Annotated in this window: 20 protein-coding genes; 2 read left to right on the top strand and 18 right to left on the bottom strand. The window is 28.4% G+C overall.

Annotated elements, in window-relative coordinates; genetic code table 11:
- Positions 1-112: 112 nt before the first annotated feature.
- From K292_RS0106410 to K292_RS16225, 4 genes are all read right to left on the bottom strand, one after another.
- Positions 113-2677, bottom strand: a complete 2565-nt coding sequence (locus K292_RS0106410) for an HD domain-containing phosphohydrolase (RefSeq protein WP_051280438.1) — start codon at positions 2675-2677, stop codon at positions 113-115.
- A 464-nt stretch (positions 2678-3141) separates the two neighbouring features.
- Entirely contained in the window at positions 3142-3822 is a 681-nt protein-coding gene (locus K292_RS0106405) for a DUF4064 domain-containing protein (RefSeq protein WP_027399144.1), read from the bottom strand.
- Positions 3815-4789: a hypothetical protein gene (locus K292_RS0106400; protein WP_027399143.1), complete on the bottom strand. Its 975-nt coding sequence runs from the start codon at positions 4787-4789 to the stop codon at positions 3815-3817. The genes K292_RS0106405 and K292_RS0106400 overlap by 8 nt, the downstream gene beginning before the upstream one ends.
- Positions 4786-5307, bottom strand: coding sequence for an RNA polymerase sigma factor (locus K292_RS16225; protein ID WP_051280436.1), 522 nt, complete (start codon positions 5305-5307; stop codon positions 4786-4788). Before K292_RS16225 ends, K292_RS0106400 begins: the two co-directional genes overlap by 4 nt.
- 248 nt (positions 5308-5555) lie before the next feature.
- Here K292_RS16225 and K292_RS0106390 point away from each other — a divergent pair, with 248 nt between their 5' ends.
- A complete protein-coding gene (locus tag K292_RS0106390) occupies positions 5556-6752 on the top strand; it encodes a transglutaminase-like domain-containing protein (protein ID WP_037372697.1) in 1197 nt (398 codons plus the stop codon).
- 210 nt (positions 6753-6962) lie between these two features.
- Here the strand turns inward: K292_RS0106390 and K292_RS0106385 are convergent, their stop codons facing one another.
- From K292_RS0106385 to K292_RS0106360, 6 genes are all read right to left on the bottom strand, one after another.
- Positions 6963-9065 (bottom strand): M56 family metallopeptidase, encoded by a 2103-nt coding sequence (locus K292_RS0106385; protein ID WP_169515437.1) that lies wholly within the window; start codon positions 9063-9065, stop codon positions 6963-6965.
- A gap of 1 nt (position 9066) precedes the next feature.
- Entirely contained in the window at positions 9067-9444 is a 378-nt protein-coding gene (locus K292_RS0106380) for a BlaI/MecI/CopY family transcriptional regulator (protein ID WP_027399140.1), read from the bottom strand.
- A 306-nt stretch (positions 9445-9750) separates the two neighbouring features.
- On the bottom strand, positions 9751-10068 hold the full coding sequence (locus K292_RS0106375) for a TfoX/Sxy family protein (protein WP_027399139.1): 318 nt from the start codon (positions 10066-10068) through the stop codon (positions 9751-9753).
- Positions 10069-10081: 13 nt separating this feature from the next.
- Positions 10082-10546, bottom strand: a complete 465-nt coding sequence (locus tag K292_RS0106370; RefSeq protein WP_027399138.1) for a VOC family protein — start codon at positions 10544-10546, stop codon at positions 10082-10084.
- A gap of 85 nt (positions 10547-10631) precedes the next feature.
- Positions 10632-11072 (bottom strand): GyrI-like domain-containing protein, encoded by a 441-nt coding sequence (locus K292_RS0106365; protein WP_027399137.1) that lies wholly within the window; start codon positions 11070-11072, stop codon positions 10632-10634.
- A gap of 53 nt (positions 11073-11125) precedes the next feature.
- On the bottom strand, positions 11126-12034 hold the full coding sequence (locus tag K292_RS0106360) for a helix-turn-helix transcriptional regulator (protein WP_027399136.1): 909 nt from the start codon (positions 12032-12034) through the stop codon (positions 11126-11128).
- Between the two features lie 185 nt (positions 12035-12219).
- Here K292_RS0106360 and K292_RS0106355 point away from each other — a divergent pair, with 185 nt between their 5' ends.
- Complete coding sequence (locus K292_RS0106355; protein ID WP_027399135.1) at positions 12220-13227, top strand: C45 family autoproteolytic acyltransferase/hydolase; 1008 nt, start codon at positions 12220-12222, stop codon at positions 13225-13227.
- 74 nt (positions 13228-13301) lie between these two features.
- On the opposite strand, the gene K292_RS0106350 is transcribed toward K292_RS0106355, so the two are convergent.
- The 8 genes from K292_RS0106350 to K292_RS0106315 all read right to left on the bottom strand — a co-directional run bounded on the left by K292_RS0106350 (position 13302) and on the right by K292_RS0106315 (position 24991).
- Positions 13302-14000, bottom strand: coding sequence for a DUF3307 domain-containing protein (locus K292_RS0106350; RefSeq protein WP_027399134.1), 699 nt, complete (start codon positions 13998-14000; stop codon positions 13302-13304).
- 40 nt (positions 14001-14040) lie between these two features.
- Positions 14041-15501 carry a stalk domain-containing protein gene (locus K292_RS0106345; RefSeq protein WP_027399133.1) on the bottom strand — a complete coding sequence of 487 codons (1461 nt, stop codon included), beginning with the start codon at positions 15499-15501 and terminating at the stop codon, positions 14041-14043.
- 17 nt (positions 15502-15518) lie between these two features.
- Positions 15519-18449, bottom strand: coding sequence for a FecR domain-containing protein (locus K292_RS0106340; protein WP_027399132.1), 2931 nt, complete (start codon positions 18447-18449; stop codon positions 15519-15521).
- Between the two features lie 47 nt (positions 18450-18496).
- Positions 18497-20257 carry an adenylate/guanylate cyclase domain-containing protein gene (locus tag K292_RS0106335; RefSeq protein WP_027399131.1) on the bottom strand — a complete coding sequence of 587 codons (1761 nt, stop codon included), beginning with the start codon at positions 20255-20257 and terminating at the stop codon, positions 18497-18499.
- Between the two features lie 28 nt (positions 20258-20285).
- Positions 20286-21788, bottom strand: coding sequence for an HD family phosphohydrolase (locus K292_RS0106330; RefSeq protein WP_027399130.1), 1503 nt, complete (start codon positions 21786-21788; stop codon positions 20286-20288).
- Between the two features lie 351 nt (positions 21789-22139).
- Entirely contained in the window at positions 22140-23783 is a 1644-nt protein-coding gene (gene hcp, locus K292_RS0106325) for a hydroxylamine reductase (RefSeq protein WP_027399129.1), read from the bottom strand.
- A 168-nt stretch (positions 23784-23951) separates the two neighbouring features.
- Positions 23952-24473, bottom strand: a complete 522-nt coding sequence (locus K292_RS0106320) for a metal-dependent hydrolase (RefSeq protein ID WP_051280434.1) — start codon at positions 24471-24473, stop codon at positions 23952-23954.
- A 260-nt stretch (positions 24474-24733) separates the two neighbouring features.
- Positions 24734-24991 carry a hypothetical protein gene (locus K292_RS0106315; RefSeq protein ID WP_245570836.1) on the bottom strand — a complete coding sequence of 86 codons (258 nt, stop codon included), beginning with the start codon at positions 24989-24991 and terminating at the stop codon, positions 24734-24736.
- Positions 24992-25109 lie beyond the last annotated feature (118 nt).

Raw genomic sequence — 25109 nt, 5'->3', positions numbered from 1 at the left:
ATTTCAAAAAAGTATTTCACATAGATAATTCATAGCCTGTTTTAATAGCATATTACAAAGATATAAAGATAAAAATTAATACTCATAAGACTATGGCATCCCTTGTATCTTTTTAATCTAAATTGTTATCCAATTTTCTTTGCAAAATTTTTACAAATATATCCACAATTTCTGGTGAAAATTGAGTGCCAGCATTACTTATAAGTTGTTCTATTGCTTCTTTTTCATCAAGAGCTTTTCTATATACTCTATCATTTGTCATTGCATCAAAAGCATCTGCAACTGCGATAATGCGGCAGCATAACGGAATTTCCTCACCTTTTAAACCTTTTGGATAGCCTTTTCCGTCCCATCGTTCATGATGAGATAAAATATATTCAGAGACAAAGGAAAGCTCAGGTGTATTCTGAGTTATACGATAACCAATTTCAGGATGTTTTTTCATCTCAACCCATTCTTCTTCAGTAAGAGTACCAGGTTTTTTTAAAATACTTTGATGAACTCCCACTTTCCCTATATCATGTAAAACTGATAAAAGTGATAATTCATTCATTTCTTTATCCGAAAGATTTAACTTCTTTCCAATGGCTTTGCAATATTTAGAAAGCCTTTTCACATGTTCTTCCGTTTCCATACTTTTTTCATAAAGGGTTGCAAGCAATGTATTAATAATTGTATTTCTGTAACTTTTTCCTTCTAAAAGTTTTTGATGATACATCCATTCTTCTGCTTGCCTGATAACATCATTCAAATTTTGACCTTCAATTCTTTCTGCGCACCCTAACGAAACACTCAACTTTAATGCCCCGGCTTTTTTCTTAGAAAATTTTTCTTTTAAATTTACAATAACCCTTTCTGCATATTCAATAGTCGAGTTTGGCAAAAGTAATAAGAACTCATCCCCACCCCATCTAGCAACAATGTCATCCTTTTCACAAATTTCTTTAAATACCTGCGCTACTTTATTTAATAGTTCATCTCCAACTTCATGTCCAAAAACATCATTTGTAATCTTTAACCCATTTACATCCCCCATAACAACAGAAATAGGAACATTCTTATCAATATCCAATCTTTGAATTTCTACTTCGATAAAACGTCTATTATAAAGACTTGTAAGAGCATCATGATAACTAAGATAAAGTATTTCATTTTGATGAGCTTTTTCTAATCTTACATCACGAAAAACCATAACAACTCCAAATGTCTGTCCATCTTCGTTTTTTATTGGAGCTGCGCTGTCTGCAATTGTAATTTTTTCACCATTTTTATTGATTAGCATGGTATGATTTGCAAGACCTATTATTTTACCAGTTCTAAGTACTTTTTTTATAGGATTTTCTACTGATTCTCCTGTTTCTTCATTTTTAAGAATAAAAACATCTTCAAAATTTTTACCAACAGATTCTTCATTTTTCCATCCTACAATCATTTCTGCCGCATTATTTAAAGATGTAATTTTACCATCTATATCAGTTGTAACAACTCCATCACCGATAGACTTTAAAGTAGTATTCAATAATTCTTTTTCACGATACAAATTTTTTCTGTATGTCTCTCGATCTGTAACATCAAAAATAATAGAAAAAAGCTGTAGATTTTCTTGACTTCCTATTGGACAGGAATATACCTCCACAAGCCTAATTTCTCCGCTATTTAACCGATGTGGAAAAATAAAATGTTCTTTTTTACGCTCTAATGCAAATTTTCTTTGTCTTGCTGTTTCCTCAACCGGCAGCATGTTTATCTCTTGTATGTTCATACGCAAGAGTTCAGATTTACTAAATCCATAAAAACTGCATGAAGATGGATTGGCATCCAAAATTTTTCCGGTTATAGGATCAATAATTAACATGTTTGCGACATGATCACTAAACATGGATTGCAATCTCTGCATAAGAATAAGATGATTTTCTTCCAGCTCCTTATATTTAGTAATATCTTTTCTGGAAACAATTATATACTGATGATATGATTCTTTTACTAATGATAAACTTGTTAGAAACTTATATATATTTCCTTGTATATCCAATATTTCTTCGGAAATAACATTTTTGTTTTCCTTAATTGGCTTCATATAAAATTCAGTAAGCTTTTTCCCTGTGCTCTCACCCCATACTTCAATAGGCGTTTTCCCTATAATATCACAATTTCTAAATTTCATAATTTTCTCGTGTGCTGTATTTAAGCATATATAGTAAAAATTATCATTTTTATATTCAGCCATAAACATGGCATCTTGAGTACTGTTAAATACAAAATCCAGATTATTTCTTACTTCTTCTATTTCCTTTTTTTGATTTATTAATTTATTTAAATTTGATTTTTCTTGAGTAACATCACAAAATATCACTGCAAATATATCTTCATCTAGCATAAAAGCATTGATATTAAACCAACTATTTTTACTGGCATAATAAACTTCCTTTAATTCTGCACTTTTTAATTCTATTAAATCTTTGTATAATTCCGTACGATTAAAATTAAAATATGTAAAAAATTCCTCCGCACTTTTATCTCGCAGTTTTTCACCCTCTATTTTAAATGTTGATTCAAAAATGGGATTTAATTCAAGAAAAATACTATCAACAGCTCTACCCTTCTGATCATAAACAAACTTGTTACAAGAAAACGAATAAGGAAATTGGCGGATAAATTGATTAAAAAACTTTCTCATCTATATTACCATCCTTTCTTTTGTTAATTTCTCAAAAGTAACACATGCTGTCAAGCTCTTAACTTAAGATAATTTTATGTATTTACATTAATACTTCTTAAACATTCCCTCCTATAAACTATAAAAATTAAAAATCTTTTCCCTTTTTTACATAGCATACTATCTTACAGTTATTTAATTAAATAAACAATCGTTTTGTATATACATATTATCATACCCTATAGTAATTTTTTGTCAATTATTATTATATAAACTCGAAAAAACATGTAATTTTGTATCAAACTTCAAACTTATTTGATTTATATTATTTCAGTATTGTAGTTGCGTAAAAAATATAAACACTATATTAATTATTAATAGGTTTATTAAAATTAAATAATATCTCTTTTAATTTCCACCATAAAGCTATCCTCCCATCTAAAAAGTGGTTTTCTCCACACAAAAAAATAACTGAGAATCCTCAGTTATTTCAATTTTTCTATGATTTCTATAAGCCCATTGTCTTTATACATGGGATCTTCATTAGTAGAATGACCTTTAGTAATACGTATTACATCATCATTTACATGCACCCATATATTATAAATCTGTCCATGACTTTTAGGATACCAGATATTAATAGATACTTCATCTTTTTCTTTTTTATCTTCAGCTGATACTGTTTTCTCTTCATCTTTTGGCAAAGGCTCTAATGCTAAAATCTTATCAACAATCTGCTCTTTTGTATTTTCATCTAATGTATAATTAACATGAGAAGAAGTCTTTTCATTGTAACTGGATATGTTTACCCATTCAGGCTCATATTGGTAAGGTATCTTTAAAATTGCATAACATTCATAATAATAGCTTGCTATAACTGCACCTGCTATAAGGATACCTCCAATCAATACCATAGCTATATATTTTTTATTTACCTTCTTGTATATCATTGTACAAATTGAAAGTATAAGCATTATAATTACTACAACTATATACACTCCATGACTTTCAGGCTGGCTAAAAAAACTTATTTTATCAGGAGTTAACATTAATAAATATTCATTAATATCAACTTGAAATTTTGATACTATTAAATAAACTATTAAAAATGAAAAAATAAAAGCAATGATCCAATCTCTTCTTGTTTTAATCTGAAATTTATTCATTTTCTTCTTCCTCCTGTTCTTCCTGATATTTAAGAACCAATTGACAGAATTCATCACTCATTTTATAAATATTGCCAACATCTGTTACAAGATATTTTTCTTTCAAATTAATAAAAGATGCCATATATCTTTGTCCATATGAGCCGAATATAAATTCTATCACTTCTTCATCATCCATATCTCTTTTTACATTTTCTTCCTTAGCTATTTTTCCATCTTTGTAAAAAGCCTTTTTAAGGGAATCAAAAAATTTACCGCCTTCACCAGTATCATCCTTATAAACTCCCGTTCCGCCAGATTCATAGTTTATGTAAAATCCACTTAAATCTTCAAAGGTCTGGTTTTTGTCAACAGCTATTTTATTTGCAATAAAAGTTCCTGCAAATGCCAACGATATAATACAGACCCATACAGCTGTAAACTTAAGATATCTTGTTAAAGTAAAAATCCTCTTATCCCCTGTAAAAAATCCAATACTTCCGTATATTGCTCCCCCTATCAAAGAAGCTATCCCAAATTCTGCAATAAAGGAAACAAAATAAGCCTGAGGAAAAAATTCATCCAAAACTTTAGTTATACTAGCTACGTTTGCATTAGCCATATAAATTGAATTATGATGATGCAATGTTTGATGAATCATTTCATTAATCTTGTATGGTATACCTATAATTATCTTTAATGGCAAAAGATCTGTCGTATAATATTTATAACTAAACCATCCCATAATAAGACCTACTATCGTAAAAACAATAATTCTTTTTGTCCCTTTATCATAGTGCTCCACCTGCTCTTTTAAATTTCCGTTTATACATTTTGCTTCCGGCAGCTTAATTTCAGCTTCTTTTGTCAGGTATCCCTCCATTAATGCCTGACACTGTTCACAATGTTCTAAGTGTTTTTCTATTTCCGAATCATTACTGCCGCCTTTTAAATATTCTAAAACACGTTCTCGCATTTCACACTTCATGCATCTATCTCCTTTATATTTTCTGATACAGCTTCATATAATTTTCGTAATTTATTTCTTGCACGATATATCCTAACCTTTACAACCGTTTCCGTAAGCTCCATAATCCCCCCAATATCTTCATAGGATAAACCTTCATAATCACGAAGTATTATAACCGTACGTTCACATTCTTTCAGCTTTAAAAGAAGTCTATGTATTTCTTTTTGTTTTTCTGACTGCAAAATTACATCTTCAGGAGATTTTCCTGATGCCGCCATATTTTCTTTAATTATTTCATCTCCAAGCAAATATGGTTTCTTTTTTCTTGCATAAGATAGAAATGTATTTCTCGCTATAGTCATACACCATGCTTTTAGATTTGAATCGTTTTTTATTTTATTCAGACCCAAATATATCTTTAAGAATGTTTCTTGTGATAAATCCTGCGCAGTTTGTTCATCATGTGTCATATAGAAAAAATACCCATATACAGCATGCTGATAGTTCTCATAAATATTATTGAATTTCGTCTTCATGTGGACGTATCCCTTTCTTTAACTTATTAAAGTTTCCAGATGATCATCTATATATATAACGCATATAAACATGGAAAGTTACAAATTTTTAACAAATTAATTATATTTAAATCAGTTTATTATACTAAATTATTGGTATTATCTGTAGGGTAGTTGTTATTTAACTTATTATGTTATAATTATTTAGTAAAAAAATAACTATAAACTTATATGCAAGAAACAAAAATAAAATAGAAAGCAGAATATCTATGGATTGGTTCACTAATATTAATATAATAACAATTTTAATTATTGGTATCTTTATAATGCCTTTATTAACAAGTCTTTTATACCCTATTACAAGTAATAGGGTACAAAATTCTTTGCTGTCAATATTAAACAGTATAAAATTAATTATTGGTATCATTTTGGCATTTAAATTTACCATAATTATTTTTTCTGATAAACAAAAAGATATATTAGAACCTTTCTTTAAAATATCTTTTATAGAAAATTTGATTCAGCGTTATAACAATGATGTTGTAGCATACGTAATAGTTTTATTTATTATATTTTTTATAATTGTTTGGATTTTGGAAATTATAACTATACCGTTATACAAATATGCTCTCGTCCCTTTAACAGGCAAGCTTTCATCCATATTTAACTCTATGAATGATAGTATTAGAAGAATACTTAGCGCCATTTGGCAAATTCCAAAATCTGCATGCATTGTATTAATATTTTCTTTACTATTGAATTTTTATACTAATTTTGTTAATAATCCTTCTGCAAATGATTATATAAATAATTCATCTGCATATCAAACAATTAATAATAATATTTTACATCCCGTATTAAGTTCAGATATGGCAAAAAACTTACCTGTTCTCATTAATGATTCGTTTAAAAAGGCTATGGAAGATTTTACACCAGCTAATAACGAAAATAACAGCGGCACTAATTATTGGAAACTATCAGTAATTAAATATTTTAATGGTGTTACCCTTGAAGAAGCTGTTCAATCTACTTCCGAGATAGACAACATGGCAAAAGAAATTGTGGGAAGTAAGAAAAACGATGAAGATAAAGCCTATCTGCTTTATGAATGGATTAGTAAAAATATTCAATATGATAAAGCTAAAGCTGAAATTATTGTTAAAGATTCGTCACATGTTAATTCAGGTTCTATAGTTACTTTTGCTGAAAAGCAAGGAATATGTTTTGATTATTCATGCTTATATGTTTCAATGTGCCGTGCTGTAGGGTTAAAAGTCAGGTTTGTTACAGGTCTAGCATACAATGGCACAGGCTGGGGCGATCATGCTTGGAATCAAGTATATATTTCTAATGGAGAAAGATGGGTAAATGTTGATACTACATTCGGAAATTCAGGATACAACTATTTTGATAACTCAAATTTTTCTTCTAATCATAAATATGATGTTGTTCAAGGGGAATGGTAAATTTCTTAAGCATTTAATAGTAATATAAATTATAAATGCCTTACACTTTTTATGTAAAGGCATTTATTATAATACTTTCTATTCTACAGGGGGGCAGTTCATCAATAAGTATGATAGCCCTCTTCTTTTTTAATATTTTAATACCCCTAAATTAAATGTCTTAATAATATTAATTGCTAAATATAAAAATTTATTACTTTTTTAAATAACCTATTTAAGAGGTGCATTTATAAATGTTTTTATTATATTTTCTCTGTCTTTTTCTTCGATTTCCTTGTCAATATCTGCTGAATAATAAAGATTATTTTGTTTCCAGATGTAATTATCCCCTATTTTATAAATATCGATACCGTTAATTTTCATAAACGCACTATTTTTTTCCTTTACTTGGTCATAATCAAATGAATACTTGCCTTGAATTAACATTATCATTAGAAATTCTAAATTTTTTTCCTTTTCTTTAGGTTCTTTTTTTAATGAATAACGTGTCACCAGTACATATTCACCATCTTCATATTGCTTTATTCTTGCAGAATCTGGAACAAGCCCTCCTGGCAGGCTAAGCGGGAATTTAGTTTTAAAACCATAAACACTTTCTACCTTTTTTAAATCTTCCTCGTCATAAATTTCAAAACCCTTGTCTTTTGACCAGCTATAGTCTGCATTTTTTATTTGCTCCGGGAATTTCATTGATTTAACTATTTGCTCTAGTTCTTCATTAGAAATAATATAATCTGAAGTAAATGATATATTATGATTTACTATGCTATACCAAACATTATTTTCACTCCATATGAAATATTTTGTCATCCAATTAACGTTTGCGTCATCTTTGCTAAAATCAGTCAGCATTGTACCTTTTACCCCAGAAATTTCAGCAGCTTTTTCCTGATAAGTATGGGTATACCCATCCTTAACATTTTTAATTGCCTGCAGTGGGTTTGTCTTACAAGTCCAAACTTCATAGTAACATTCCTTTACCTTATCTTTAAGATCCCCTTCTAAATCTACATTTTTATTAAAATATACTTTATTAATTTTGTCATCACCTTCTATCATCCAAAATCTAGCCCCATTTGGAATATAATCAGGTATCTTAAAATCAAAATCTGCATACTTCGTTGCTTGTTCTAAATTAACATTAAAATAAGTTTTTCCTTCTGTAAGAAGTCCTCCGGCAAGTCTAAATTTAGCATCCATACTATTATTACTGGCTGAGTCGGTATTAACTTTTGGAGCCGTAGCATTTGTTAAGGTAATTGCTCCAAGTGACAAGCACAGAATAAGTGCTGCTACAGTCACTTTATATGTACCTTTTTTGAAATTTTTTATCATAACAATTCTTCTTTTAACTTGATTTTCTGTTTCATAATAATTTAATAAATTTAATTGAATACCCCTTTTTGGTCTTTGCCTGCAATGATTAATCAATGTCATTCCATAAGGAATCACCTCGTCAAAGCCAAGCATTTCCAGAGCATATACATCACAGGATACTTCTACATCCTGTTTCAACTGATGCATAGCATACCATAAGATAGGATTAAACCAATGTACAACATTTACTGCTAAAATAAAAATATTGCTTAAATTATCCCATCTTTTATAATGAGCATATTCATGCATTAATATATGTTTTAGCTGTTGTCTATCAGATATAGCTAATACTTCCTGTGGTATATATATCTTAGGGTTAAATATCCCTGTTATACACGGGTTAGCTATATAATTTGAACTATAAACTTTAATATTTGCCCTTATTCCACTTTTTTTACAACTTATAAATTGGGGAAGTTGTGATGCTGGAATCCTTTCAGCATACTTTATTCTCTTTTTAAATGCAATACTTGAGCAAATTATAGTACTTGTTATCAGCAATAAACCAATCAGCCAAATCAACGCGGCAATAAAAAATATATCTATATCAATATGAAAAGTATCTTGTTCTCTGGTAATTAAATCTGTTTTGCCATTATCACTTTGTGCTATTGAGATTTGCTCTAATTCCGCTTTCTCTTTTGAAGTATCATAAGTCTTAGAATCATCTATAGAGAAGTTATTGTTTTGAACCACCTGGTTCTGTAACTTAAGGGTGTCATAACTTAACAGATTAAACATACTGATTTGACTTTCAGGAGCAATTGGAGCTATTATAAGTCTTAAAATTATCAAAGACCATAGTATACAATATACTCTGGACTTTATTTTGTTTTTAAAAATTGATTTAATTGCCATTACCAGCAATGCTATCATAGTTGCAGATATAGATGAATAAATCACCCAAAGAAATATTATCTTTAAACTCTCTGTCATTTTAATCTTTCCTTTTTCTTTCATGAAGAATTTTTTCAAGATTTTCTAATTCTTTATCGGATAATACCTCATGTTTCAAATAATGAGAAAATAATAGTTCAATTGCACCACCATATACCCTATTTAAGAAAGTTTCACTCTCAAAACTTATACATTCTTCTTCAGAAAATAACGGATAATACAGGTAATTCCTTCCTGACTTTTCAAAGCCTATGACCTCTTTTTTTAATAGTCTGTTTAAAAAAGACTTTACGGTTTTGGCTGTCCAGTCCTTTTTATTTGAAAGACTTTTTATAATTTCCTCAGAAGTAACCGGATGCTTTTCCCATACAATTTTCATGATTTCCCATTCAGACTCGGAAATCTTTGGCATCTTCATTGTTAAACCTCCTCTCAATATAGATTACAATTGCAATCGTTCTTTTATAGATTACAACTGCAATCTATATTTGTCAATAGTATTTTAATAAAAAATTTCCCATCTAAAAGTTATTAAATGTTAGAGGTTAAGGGTAAAAAAGAAAGTAAGCAACACAAATAGTATCGAGAGCACGACAAATAGACCACCGTTTGGTGGTCATAAAAATTCAATATTAAACAAGTTAAGGTTATATATCTGACTTAATTTTGTAACACTGAAACTGTGCTATAATGAGGGTTTTTCATAACGTTTTGTGCCTTTAATCTATTTTTTCCTTGGTTTTGGAAAAGGTAATTCAATACAAGTTGCAATAATGAATTTAGTTATGAAATCCTTATCATCAAAATCCTCTAATAAAATATATGGCTTTGCTCCTTTATAAGGTGATTCCTTTATGGCATCTGGAATTAAAGCTTGTCCCTTCTCAGTAGGCTTTATAAATACTTGATTATCACAAATCAAGCCTAAAACTTTACTGTCGCAATAGATTGTATAATCACCAAACATTTTTTTATATGTAATATTACCCGCATCACTCATCTGTTCGCAAATATATTTAACATAATCTAAATTTGAAGACATAATTTTTTCTCCTCTAATCTCGTTTGCAATACTTAATAAACTCAATAGGGTGTTGAATAATTTTTGCAGTTTCTTCTTCAGAATATCCATCTTGAAGATATCTTCTTGCTATAACCTCCATAGATTCTCCGATCTCAATAATATGGTAATCAGGATCATAAATCCGTACAACTCTCTGCTGCCACTCATGCTTCATTGGATTACAAACATATTGCACATTTTTATATTTTTGAAGCTTTTCAATAAAAGCTTCAAAATCATCCACTTCAAAATATAATTCCATATTATGCGATTTTTGTATAACAGAATCGGCAGGTAAATCAGTCAGCCATGAAAAATCTTCTTGAACTGCAAAACCTCCGCTGAAAGTAACATTTTTACCTAGATCAAGAATAACATCCTGATCAAATAACTCTCTATAAAACTTTTTAGAAATTTGTACATCTTTTACAGCTAATAAAGCTAGCTTAAATTCCATAACAGCACCCCTTATAAACCTTTAATCTCTAATATCTTCTCAAACTTATTCTCTAAATTTCAAAATGTTTAAACAGTCAATTAAGTTATTTTAATGCTATATAAATATCAATATCAGCATTTTCCCAATCACTGTTAAGGTATTCTTCAAAATCCCCCGTAAAGCTTCTATTCAAATTCATTTTCCAAATCTTTCCCCATGCCTCAGCAACTGCTTTTTGCATATCGCCATGTACTGAAAACTTTGCGTATTTTCCGGCAGGAATAATCTTAACCGTTAAATCCTCATTTTCAGCTTTCGAAACCTCATTGCCGGCAGTAACACAATATTTATCATTTTTATAATCGGAATAAAGACCAATGGCATAATCATTAACCTTATTTTTAATTGATGGATTCACTCCACCTTGATATAGCTTTTCCCAAAGACCACTTATAACTTCCCCCATTTTAGGATCAGTATTGCTTGTAATTGCACTTACTCCTACAATTATTTTCTTCTCTAAGTTTATTATTTCGTAATTCATTATTTAATAACCTCCTTATATTTAAGGCTATTATAATAATCATAATATGACAGCTATACGTCATATTCAAAATAATTTTTTAATATATTTTGCAATTCTTCTTTTATACTATTTCTTATATCATAAGGTTCTAAAACTTCACAATGTTTTCCAAATGTCAAAATATAAGAAATCAGCCATTTATCTTTTGGATACTTTATTTGTGCTATAAAGCTCCCATCTTTTTGCAACTCATAGTCATCAAATTCATCATACACCCTGTAAGCCATTTGTGCAGATAATTTTAATTTCAGCTTAACAAATTCCTCCTGAAAAATATCATCCTCAGAAAAAACTTGTTTTGGTGATTTTCTCTGGAAATTTTCTTCTAACAAAGAAAGATCACTTATACGCTTAAGCTTAAAGAAACGGAAATCACCTCTTACCTTACAATATGCATATAAATACCACGCTCCGCTTCTAAAACAAAGTTTTAAAGGCTCTACTTTACGTAATGTTTTTTCACTTTTTGCACTGGCATAAGAAAATAAAATTATTTTTTTACCTAATATGGCAATTTTAATTTTATTAAAAGTATCAACTTCATTTTGTGAATTATACCAAGATGAAAAGCTCACTTCAATCCAATCTGTATTTGTTTCACCAAATAAACTGCTGAGTTTTTCTATAGCATTGTCAGTTTTACTTAAATTAACAGCATTTACAGCTTTTAAAGATGATATAATATTTTCTTTTTCACTATCTGTTATAACAGCTTTATTCAACACAAAATTAGGTAATAGTGATATCCCCCCTCCTTTTCCCTTTTTCATATATATAGGAATACCTGCTGAAGACAAAATCTCAATATCACGATAAATAGTTCTTGTTGAAACCTCAAACTTCTCTGCAAGTTCTTTAGATGTTACTGTTTTTTTATCAAGTAATATATATACAATCTGAAATAATCGGTTAATTTGCATTTTATCACCCTGCTTTAGTATACAAACATAATATGACATCTGCAAGTCATATTACATTTGATTTTCTATTTTTATTAAAGTAAAAAACAAAATTAATATAGAGCTTGACATAAATTTTTTATTCAATTAGGCTTATATTGTGAGAAGGCGCCAGCTCCCAAATACTATATTAGGAGAGTAAAAATATGTATCACGGAAGATTTAAAGGAACACATTATGAAGTTGGTTTTAAGTGGGGAAAAATGTTATTAAACAACAAAAAGAAACTTGATTTTTGTCCTACTTTTGAATTAACAGAAGAAAAATATAAATTTGCAAATCAATGCTTAGAAAAATACAAAAAATATTTTCCTGAAATACTTGATGAAATTAAAGGAATTGCTGATGGTAACGAAATACCTATGAAAATATTACAAACTATTCTGTTTTGTATGTACTGCTTTGAATTTGACAACAAATGCACATGCTTTGCATTTAGTTCAAATAACGAAATTATATTTGGCAGAAACAGTGATTTTTTAGTAAGTCTTGAAAAATTATATATGAACTGTATATACAATCTAACAAATAGTTATTCTTTTAACTCAAATACTACAGCTTATGTACAAATGGAGGATGGTGTAAATGAACATGGATTAGCAACTGGACTTACCTTTGTATATCCTAAAATAAGAAAACCGGGACTTAACGCTGGTATGCTGATAAGATATATTCTTGAGAAATGCAAATCAACTAAGGAAGCAGTAGACGAAATATATCGTCTACCTATAGCATCTGCACAGACTATTACAATAGCTGATAAAAAAGGAGATATTGCCGTAATTGAGTGTAATCCTGAAAAGATTATAGTTATTAAACAAAAACAAAAAGAAAAATTTGTAGCTACAGCAAATAATTTTAATTCACTACAAATGAAATCATACCGTAATCCTCATATTGATGATTGGCGTTCTGATGACAGATATCAAACAGTATATAATGCATTAAAAAATAATGAAAAAAGCTATTCTATTGAATTTGCTCAATCACTTTTATCAGGAAAATATGGATTTATTTGTCAGTATGACAGAAGTAAAAATGCAGATACTGTTTGGTCAGTTGTATACGACTTAAAACATAAACAAATATGGAGGGCTGAAGGGAATCCTTCAAAAAAAAATTTCAAAGAAGATACTCGTATGAATTTTGATTAACTATAAATATATAATCTATAATAAGGTGACTCTTTTAGTGCTGCCTTATTTTTAATTACGTATCTGGGTTTAACCTATAACAAATTTGTATATATAAAGCTTCCAATACATCCAATAATTAGATAAAAGCTAAATTTAAAAACAATAATATTAAAAGTATAAGAATAAAGCTTTTTTTGAAGTATAAGATATATAATAAAAATGAGAATAAAACTTAATATAATATCCAATAGATTAAAATTAACTATACTTATAAAAATCAACAGAGAAAATGCCCCATCTATAATTCTTTCATTTCCTAAAAAGAATTGTGCTTTTCTTATATTAAAAAATAAATCTCTCAATAACATCTTACTCATTATTGTAGGTACATATGTAAAAGCTATAAAAAATATCAGATACTTTATGTATAAAACCATATGATCATTTAAAACCATATCAGGTTTTAAAATATAATCAAGAATTACCATTACTGCAATATGCAAAACTTGATCAAATGCAAAATATATAAAAGATAATCTTTTCACATGTTTTTCAACTGCTAATTTCCCATAATCTATGGCAAAATGTATTATTGAACTAATAAAACCTGCCACCATGCCTTTAATACCAAATATAGATAATAATGCAACCTGAAAAATTAAAACAATAATACTGTGGTAGAATATCCCTTTAATACTTTCAGCTTTCATTTGAGCTATTTTATTAGTCTGAAATACAAAATCACCAATAAAATGAGCAAGCAGAAAAGACAATAAAAATTGTGTATTCATAATCTCCCCTTATAAACTTTTCTCTGCCTTAAAATCTATGTTATTGTGTTACAATAACAGTATTATATTTTCCATTCCAGCTCACGAAAAAGCCTAAATCATTCGCAAGGGTTCTTATATGTATTAATGATCGATTATTTATTACTTTAAGATCTTCAGAATCCAAGTTATAATTGATTTCTTTTCCTTTATAAATGATATTAACAGATCTGTTATTACCATCATAATCAACAGATGCACCTAACTTTTCTGCAATTGTTCTTATGGGAAAATATGTGCTGCCATCTATGTTAATAGTAGTGATATCTTTAAAATCAATAAAGTCATTACCTATGGCTATATTAACAAAAGCTTGATCTCTTTTTGAAAAATCAATATCTTTTGATACAAAGTCAAGATCTAAATCAAATATCTTATTTCCATATTCCAATTTAATACGTTTTATACAATTATTCCACATGTCAGACACATATAAAAATCCATCGTGATAGGCTAGTGCACTTGGAGCATTAAAACTGCTTTCTTCTAAAGTTCCCACTCTATTATCTGCTTTTATACTTCCTGCTAAATTTTCAACAGTATTATCAGGCTTTATAACCCTAATTGAATGATTCCAAGTATCTGCTATGAATATTAATCCATTATCTAAAATACATATCCCTTTTGGAAAATTAAACATCGCACTATTTGAATTACCATTTACAAAACCGCTTCCTATATATCCAAAGCTGTTTTTTTCTCCAATACTTCCTGCCACGGGATATATTTTTCCGTCAACTACTTTTTTAACCATTTGATTGCCACTGTCAACTACATATAAATTATTATAAGAATCAAACATAATATCACTAGGTTCATTTAAAACACTATAATCATAAGAACTATCTGCTGATACAAACTTCATGGTGGAAACTTGTCCTCTTTCGTCAATGATTCTAATTTTATTATTCATAGTATCTGCAATGTATATTTGATCATCACTATTTACAGTAATTCCTGATGGAGCATTGAATAATGCAATATTACTTTTTCCATCTTTATAGCCGGCAGTACTTTTACCTGAAAAAGTCGTTACATTTCCATCACTAATTTTTCTGATTACATTATTATCAGTATCAGCTACAAATATATCTCCTGCAGAATTAATTGCTAAATCTCTTGGTCTATTAAAATATGCTTCTTTTGTTTTTCCGTCTTTTAGACCTCCCAGGGGGAAACCCATAATATCATTAACTTCAGAAGTTCCTGCTATGGTTGTGACTTCATTATTACTGATTTTTCGTATTCTATTATTGTAAGTATCTGCAACAAAAATGTCTCCATTACTATCAATAGCCATACCATATGGTTGATTAAATAGCGCTTCAGAAAGTATACCATCTTTATATGAGGGCTCACCACTACCTGCATAATAAGAAACTTCATCATAAGCAAAAACATTACAAGTAAATATTGATAACAAAAGTATAACGTACATACATATTTTTTTATAATTTCTCATATTTTAAATCCTTTTTCTTAATAATCAAGTTCCCATAACATATCACTATTTAATACTATTGTATAAATATAATTTAACGGATTACCGTTTATATCAGTTATATTTTTAGTGAATTGTATTTTATCATCTTTTTTTGTAGCAGCTGCTGTTAACTGAATTTCAAATATAGTATTTTCATAGTCAACAGCTTTAATTGATTTTATTTTTGAATTACCGATATATTTAATATTATCACTAATTAAAGTATCTAGCTCCATTGGTTGACTAAAAGTTATTCTGATAATATTAGGGTTATTTAATGTTTCAATATACATAATAGATGGTTTTTGTAAAGAAATATAAGGATTTAATTCTCCATCTATGCTTGTAAAAATTCCATCTTGAATTTCAATACTTTGAATTAAAGAGCTATCAACAGATGAACCTAAAATTAATATTACATTATTACCCGAAGACGTTATATAAGTAACTTGTGGTACATCATCTCCGCAAATATAAATTTTTCCGTCATTTATTATGTCATCTAAATTAAAGGTTTGGGAAATTTCTTCATTAAAAGTAAGTCTAACAGATGATACATCACCATTTAAAATTGCATTGCCATCAGAATCTAAAGTATCCCAGGATACTAAACCAAAAGGTTCAATTTTTATCCAGTCACTTCCATTATATTCATAAGTTTCTTCTTTCATAATATTTCCATTTAAATCCAATATATTGCTGATAGTAATTGTGTCACCATTTGTTAAATTGTTTAATTTAAATTGAATAGCTTTATTTCCACTTAATAAACCACAATAGTTTTCAAATTCCACATTACCTGTTTTAGAATAAACTAAATCATCTGCATTTATAAATTCATTAAAGTTCACAATTACATTATCCAAATCGGAATTAACTATCTCTATAATTGAAGGTTTAGTATAATCAGCTATATAATCAGAACATTTTAATAAACTGTTTTTTAAAAATAATATGCCATTATTATTCCATGTATCTGAAAAAGAATCGTTCTCTATTTGAATGTAATATTCACCATCTAATGGGGATAAACCTATTATACTATTTGGAACATCTGGTGAGGATAATACAATGTCCGCTGTAAAAGAGCCATCATCTTCAGTCCTTGAAGATACAACAGCATTATTAATTGATATCGGGCTTTTAAAACTTTCATCAGTAATTAATATTTTATTTGTAAAAATACTACTACATGTAATCAGCTCTTCTGAAAACATTAATCTGATATCTTTATCATTACCGCTAAAATCCATACTCCATCCCAGCAATACAGGACTTGCACCATCTGCAAAGGTAAAGCTTGTCTCATCTATATAGTTTTCATTTACAGAACGTATGGCTGCGTAAGATATGTTTATCTTACCTGTTAAGCCTGTATTATAATTAAGTTTTAACCCTTGAGATTCTTCTTCAACGTAAATATCTAGGACTTTATCCGAATCAGAATCTACCATTACTTTTTTGATAGCTCCTATGCTTAAACCGTTATCAGGAATAATAGAAATATCATTAATGCTAATGCTATCTTTATCTATACTCTCAGAGAAAGTTAATTCAATTTTATCTATTATTCCATTACCATAGGTATCCACCGTTTTAGCTGATTTCAACGCAAAATCGGAAGGATTATTATTTTTAACTAAAACATAACAACTAGTATATACATCTTCTAAAATCGTTTTAACAGTTATAGTTGCATAACCTTGCCCAACTGCCGTTATGTATCCATTACTCACTGTAAGTACATCAGGATTACTTGTTTGCCACACTAAAGATTTATCGGCAGCATCAATTGGAAAAACAGTAGGGGTTAATTGCATGGAATCTCCAAGATTCATAACAAATTCTTGTTGAACTTCAGGTAAACTTATACTTGTAGGAGAAATAATATTCGGTTGTGCATATGAAGAAGACGAATTCCCTTTAGATCCGTTTCCTGCCTTATCCCCACTATATATAATCTTCGTTTCATTATTTTCTCTGTTTATTAAATTTTCTTGCTTTTCTTCTTCCTTATTTTCATCAAATTTTATATTTTCTAATATTTTTTTGAGATAATCTATTTGTCGTTTATTTTCTTCTGTCTGTCCACTTTTATTAAGTTCCTCTATAATAGTTTCAATGGAGAATGAATCTAATTCTTCAAATTTTAATTCTTTAACCTTCATTGCTTCCATTTCTTTATTTGAAATTTTACTTTCAATTACCTTTTTTATATCATTAAAATTTAATTCTATATTTTCATCCATTGATTGAACTTCATCAGCAATACTTTGCATTTCCTCTTGAATTTTATCTTTTATTAGTTCAATGTCTTCACCTTTTTCCACACTGACTGCAATCGTAAGTTGTTTATCTACCATATTAAAATTTTCATCTTTAACTTTAACTGTTACTGTAGAAACTGCCTGTACAACACCTTCTATTACAGTTAATTTTGATTTATTTTCTTTAATACCTGTATCAGAAACCACTTCTCCATAAGAAACTAAGAATTTTGTTCCCCTGGCACCCATTATTGCATTAGGAGTTTTAACCTGAAAAGTATCACCACTATTCAATTTTTTTTCAATATTTGTCCAGACTTTTCCTTTAAATAATTTCACATTGGTCTTTTCACTACCACTTTCATATGTAAGTTCTTCCAAAGATATATACGTTTTAGCTCCTACTTTTAGTTCCTTATCTCCGTCTACATCTAACTTTATCCAAGAACTTTTTCCCGTTATAATTCTGTCTCCATGGGTTAGCTTCATTCCTTTTTTAGCATGAAAAACTTTTTCTCCACCCGATTTAATAATATTAACATCACCTGCCAAACCAGTTACAGTAGCGTTTCGTACACTTGATGCACCATAAGAATAATTCGGAATTAAAAAGCAAGCAATCATAAGTATAGAAATTACTATTCTAATTAATCTTTTCATTAAGTTATCTCCCTTTTATAAACACACACATAATACACTATTCTAATTTATATTTTAATTCCATCTATTTGATATACTTCTATTTCTTCTGTCTTACCCTTAACCATTATTCCACCAAGAGGAGTAACCAAAACTTTGTCTTTTACAAGTTCATAGGTTTCTTTACTGATTAAAATTTGACCTGCTTTTGCATTACTTTCCAATCTTGCAGAAGTATTGACCGTATCTCCAATCGCAGTATAATCCATTCTTTCTTTGGAGCCTATATTCCCTATAACTGCATACCCAGTATTGATACCTATCCCAAATTGAACTGTTCTATCATATTTTTTCTGAATTTTTTCTTTAAGAAATTCTGCACCTTGTTTCATTTCCCAAGCAGTTTTAATAGCACAAAATGCATGATCATTAAGCTCAAAAGGAGCATTAAATATGGCCATTGCAGCATCACCTATAAATTTATCCAGAGTTCCTCCATTATTAAAAATGGATTTTGAACATAAATCCAAATATTCATTTAAAATTTCTACCACCTCTTCTGGCTCAGCTTTTTCAGACAGCGTAGTAAAATCTCTAATATCAACAAATAAAACGGATATATATTTTCTTATGCCGCCAAGTTTAAGACTCTCTTCACCATCCTCCAATACTTTGTTTACTATTTGTGGAGCAACATATTTACCAAATATACCTGTAATTCTTTTTCTCTCTAACATTTGTTCTATATAATTATAAATAAGGGTAATTATATAAATAATCAAAACAGTAACTATTGGATATATTACTTGAAAAATAAAACCCTTTGAATATAAATACTTGCCGAATATTATATAAGCTATAATTATAAATATATTTAGTAAAAATGCTATAGATGGTTTTGTTTTTCTGAGAATTATAAAAGAAATAAATCCTGTTAAAACAATTAATATTAAATCTATAGATCCATTTAAGTCTTTCTTAAAGCTGTCATTAATAAGATCTTGAATTATATTAGCATGAACTTCTATTCCAAACATTTTCTCATCTTTATCGATAGTAGTAGGATATTCATCCTGCATTCCAAGACTATAAGGTCCGAATAGAACAATTTTATCTTCAAAGAAACCTTCAGGAATCATATTATTATAAACAAGATATGCGGATATATTTTTAAACTCCATTGGTTTAGCAGCATAATTTATGTATAAAGATTTATTGATTTTATTATCAAATTTATTAAAATTTGCATTTATATTATTATGAAGCACATATTTTCTATATATTTCGTATGAAAAGCTATTATAAATATCTTTATTAAAAGTTTTTGATAAAACAGTTTTTCTTATAACTCCGTTATCCTTTGAATCAATTTGAGGATTTACAAATCCTGTAGTAATAATATTATCAAGCTCACCAAAAGGAGTAATATACGTATTTTCTGATGTATAACCCCATTTTTCCATTCCTGAGACAAGAATACTTCCACTTACAACAGGATTTCCTTTTAGAGTATTAATTAATTTTAAATCATCTGAATCATTTGTTTTTGAATCATATATTATATCAATACCTAATACAGCCGGTTTATCTTTTAGTATTTTCTCAAAAATTTCACTTTGAACATCTCTAGAATATGGCCATCTGCCAAGTTTCTCATAGCTCATATTATCAATACCTACAATAATAATATCATCTGAAATCTCTTCTTTAGATTCGTAAATATTATCATAGATCATATTTTGAAAAACTATAAAATAATCCATAAAAAAAGAAAATATAATGAAAGTTATAACTGCCATTACAACATAAATTGATTTTTTGCTTTTCATCAGTATGCTCCTTTTCATATTCCTCAAATCATTCCCAAATACCACTTTCTATAAATAGTTTAACAAGTTCTTTATCAAGTTTACCTTCATAAACCATAGTGTTGAGTATTTCAAAAGCTTTTTCTTTATTCATACTTGATTTATAAGGTCTGTCTTTAGCAGTAAGTGCATCATATATATCTAAAATAGTTAACATCCTGACCTCAATAGATAGATCTTTCTCTTCATATCCATTACAATAACCACTTCCATCTAAAAACTCATGATGCTTAACTGCCCAATCAGGAACATTTTTTAAATAATCGGGAAAATTCATTTTAGATAAAATTCTTTCTGTGGCACGAACATGGTTTTTTATTAGATTTCGTTCTTTCTCTGTTAAAGTTCCTTTGGATATACTAAGGTTTTCTAATTCTTTTTCAGTTATAATTTCTTCTTTAATTCCTTTGAATTTTTTATTTTTAAGTTCATTTAATTTATTAAGCTTATGCTTATCAACAAAAGTTGATGGACCATTTATTTCTAATATAAAATCTTTTGCCTCAATTAAATATCTTCTGTCATAATCTAATTTATTTTTCAGCTCATTTTTAAAATAATTATTTAATGTTAAGCTATTTAAGCTTTCAAGATAATTTAATTTAAGCTTTGTTTCGATTAATTCCAATCTAAGCATAAGATTATGAATTTCATCACCTAATCTTGTGGGCTTGTCTAAAACTTTAATGGGTACGGCAATCTTTCCTATATCATGCAACCATGCAGCCGCAACCATTTCATTTATTTTATTTTCATCAAAATAGGTTTCTTTATATATACCTTCATCTACAAAATTTATGTGCTTTGCAAATTGTTCTATCAAATACGCTATATGTTTCGAATGATTGACATTATAAGGAGACCTTTCATCAATTGCCGCTGCCATTACTTCAACAAATGATTCAAAGAATTGTTTTATCTCTTCAATATACCGCATATTTTCAATTGCTATTCCAGCTTGAGAAGCTAATGATTTAACAATATTTTCAATATTATTGTCAAAAGGAATGGGCCTACTATTTTTATCTAATGAATTGATTAATTGCAAAACTCCAATAACTTTATCATCTCTATTTATTAAAGGAACAACTAGGATAGATTTCGTAACATAACCCATAGCTTTATCAAATTTTTTAGGTCCTGAAAAATCAAATAGTTCTGAATTATAAACATCCGGTATATTAATACACTGTTTTGTTATAACACAATATGAAGATATATTACTAAGGACCATTTCTACAGGAGGAAAATCGATTTTTTCTCCGTCTCCCCCTTTATGTATATTCATTGATTTAGTCTGCATTATTTTATAATATAATTTATTATTATCTAATATATATAAAGTACCACCATCTGCATTTGTAATATTCCTTGCTTCTGTTAATATTTTTTCTAGTAATCTGTTATAATCTTTTTCTGCAGTCAAAGCAATACCTATATCTAAAATCCTTTTAATATTTTCATTTTCATTTATAAATACATTTTTATCCACAATATTGCCTCTTATTTATTTTGTTATTTTTCGATAATTTTCGACAAATTTAGACATTAATTTTATCATATAATAGTAAATTTTACTATTATTTTTTTCAATTTATAATATATGTAATTATAAATTTTTATTATTATAAACACTCTTTAAAAAATTAAAATATCCTAATGTAAAATTATATTAGGATATTTTAATTTTTTAAGTTTTTTTGTTAATTTTATTTTTTTTAAATTAATAAGATGCTCAATTTATCCGTAGTGTTTGCTCCTGCATTATCATAAAGGTTTTAAAGAACCTTAGGTTACTTTAGAATTATTAATTGTTGTCTTACACTTCCACTTTTATTTACTGTTAACCTAAAATATCCTTTAAATCTTGCTCTGGTGTAGAAATAGGTTTTAAATCAAATTTATCTACTAAAACTTGTAAGATGTTTGGAGTAATAAATGCCGGTAATGTTGGACCTAAACGAATGTCTTTGATTCCTAAAGACAATAAGCTGAGGAGTATTCCAACAGCCTTTTGTTCATACCAAGAAAGCACCAATGAAAGAGGTAAATCATTTACACCGCAATTAAATGCTTCTGATAGCGCAATAGCTACCTTAACAGCGGAATAAGAATCACTACATTGACCACAATCAAGCACTCTTGGAAAGCCTGCTATTGTACCTAAGTCTAATTTATTAAAACGGAATTTACCGCATGCTAGAGTTAGTATAATAGTATCTTTTGGAGTTTTTTCTGCAAATTCTGTATAATAATTTCTTCCCGGTCTTGCTCCGTCACAACCTCCAATTAAAAAGAAATGCTTAATTTTGCCTTCCTTAACTGCCTCAACGATTTCATTTGCATGGCTTAAAATTGCATTATGTGCAAATCCAATGGTAATTCTCTTTTCCTGTTCATCTTCAGGCCATCCGCCTAATTCTAAAGCTTTTTCAATAATAGGTGTAAAATCTTTTTTCCCATTAACTTCTTCAATATGTGGACATTCAGGCATACCTACTATGCTTGTTGTAAATAACCTATCTTTATAGCTGTCTCTTGGTTTTTGAATACAGTTAGTAGTCATCAATATGCAACCCGGAATTCCATCAAATTCTTCCTGTTGTTTCTGCCATGCACCTCCGTAATTTCCAACTAAATGCTTATATTTTTTAAGTTTTGGGTATGCATTTGCAGGAAGCATTTCACAATGAGTATAAATATTTATACCCTTATCTTTTGTTTGTTCTAACAATTCATTTAAATCTTTTAAATCATGTCCCGATATTATAATAAATGGACCTTTTTTATTTGTGATCAATACTTCTGTTGGCTCAGGATTACCAAAAGTACTGGTAACAGCAGAATCTAACACTTCCATACATTTAAGATTTGTCTTTCCAAGTTCCATATTAATATTAAATAAATCTTCAATCGTCAAGCTGTCATCAATTGTAGCAGATAAACCTTTATAAAAGAAATTGTTTACCTCATCATCAAACTTACCTAATATATAAGCATGGTGAGCATAAGCCGACATTCCTTTAAATGCATATATCAAAAGTTCTCTTAAAGATCGTATATCCATATCTAAATTTTCATCAGACATTATACCTATATTTTTAGCATCTTCAACCATTTCTTCCATAGTTTCTGGTGCTCTATAGTTTGCTGTATTAGGTATATTTTCAATTTCTCTAACAGCATTTTTTAATTCTTCTTTTATTATTTCAGCTTTTTTTATATACTGTACAAACCTTTCAGGATCAAAATTAACATTAGTCAATGTTGAAAACATGCTATCTACAACGAATTTATTTATTTCACTTCTGATTTTTAATCCTTTTTCTAAGTTTTTTTGACCAAAATATCCAATTCCTTTTAATTCATGAATTAATATATCCTGTAAATTGGCAACCGTTGAATTTTTACCGCATACACCTGTTTTAACACAGCCCTTTGCACCTAATGTTTGTTCACACTGATAACAGAACATGGAATTCTCCATTAATATATCCTCCTTATTTTGTTTATTTTACTTAGTTTTTCTAATTGCATAACAATTTATTCAATTATGCTGTTATCAAAATAAGAATTTATTCTGTTATTTAGTGACTCATAATGATTTCTATGATTAAAACAACGTTATTTCAATGACGTAATCATTACCAGAAGATTAGAACTTATATAGAAAACAGATTGCAACAATTAATCCGATTGTAAATAATTTTTCCACAAAACTGTCAGTTTTAATAGATAATATTCTAAATCTCTTATTTGAGATTGGCCACAACCATAAAATACCTCTCTTATTAAATGTATCTAAAATTATATGAGATAAAATTCCTGTAATCACTCCTTTAATAAACAATAAAGCAAAATGTTGACTGCCTCCTTTAAATAATAATGAAATAGCAGAGGGTATGATTAACCATAAAAATATAATAAAAATAGGTGTATGTAAAAACCCTCTATGTTTAAATGCAGTTGAAATTATATTAGAAATAATAGGCACTTTTCTTCCTATAAAACTTTTTTTATGATCAATATCAGGAAAAATTGAACCTATTACTGCTCCTGCCATGATTGCGACTTTGCCGAAGTCATCCACATTACCAATAAAATTTATTGTTAAAAGACCAGCACCTATTCCTCCAATACAATGAGTTATATAATTCATTTTATTTGTCACATCCATTCTTAAATCTTCTATTAAAATTATTTCTATAATCGTTATATTACTCTACTATAACTGTAATTATTTTTCAACAATCTCTTATTCCCAAATTATTAAGATTTACAGACTTATCCACATTGTTTTTAAATTATACATTGATCAGATCTTTCTATAGATATAAGTACAAAAAAATCGGAACTGAAATTAAATAAGTAACATTAAAAAAAGGAGTTATAAAAATTTAATTTATAACTCCTAAAAAATTATTAATAATTTTTTAACTATTCTACATAACTAGAAAGTGTCTGATTTGTAGAATCTAATGCACTATTTACCTGATTTAAAGTATTTTGGATATTTTGCCTATTCTGCTGTTTTTCAACAGAACTCATTGCCTGATTCAAACAATTTTGAGCACTCTGAAGCTGACTTTGCACATTTTGTACATGCTGTTTTGCATTCATACCCTGACTTGAATTCATATTTGAACTCATGTTTGAATTCATATTACTCATAGCATTCATCATATTTGTGTTCATTTTTTATTCCTCCTAAAATATTTTAAATTAAAGTACAAAATTATTATTAGTTTTAAAATAATTAATATACTCAAATACCTAATTAACTTATTTTTTATAAAATGTTAAAATTTTTTGT

The sequence above is a fragment of the Anaerovorax odorimutans DSM 5092 genome, from assembly GCF_000426305.1.
GTDB lineage: Bacteria > Bacillota > Clostridia > Peptostreptococcales > Anaerovoracaceae > Anaerovorax > Anaerovorax odorimutans.
The sequence above is the reverse complement of the archived record's forward strand: the minus strand, read 5'-3'. Positions and strand labels throughout refer to the sequence as shown.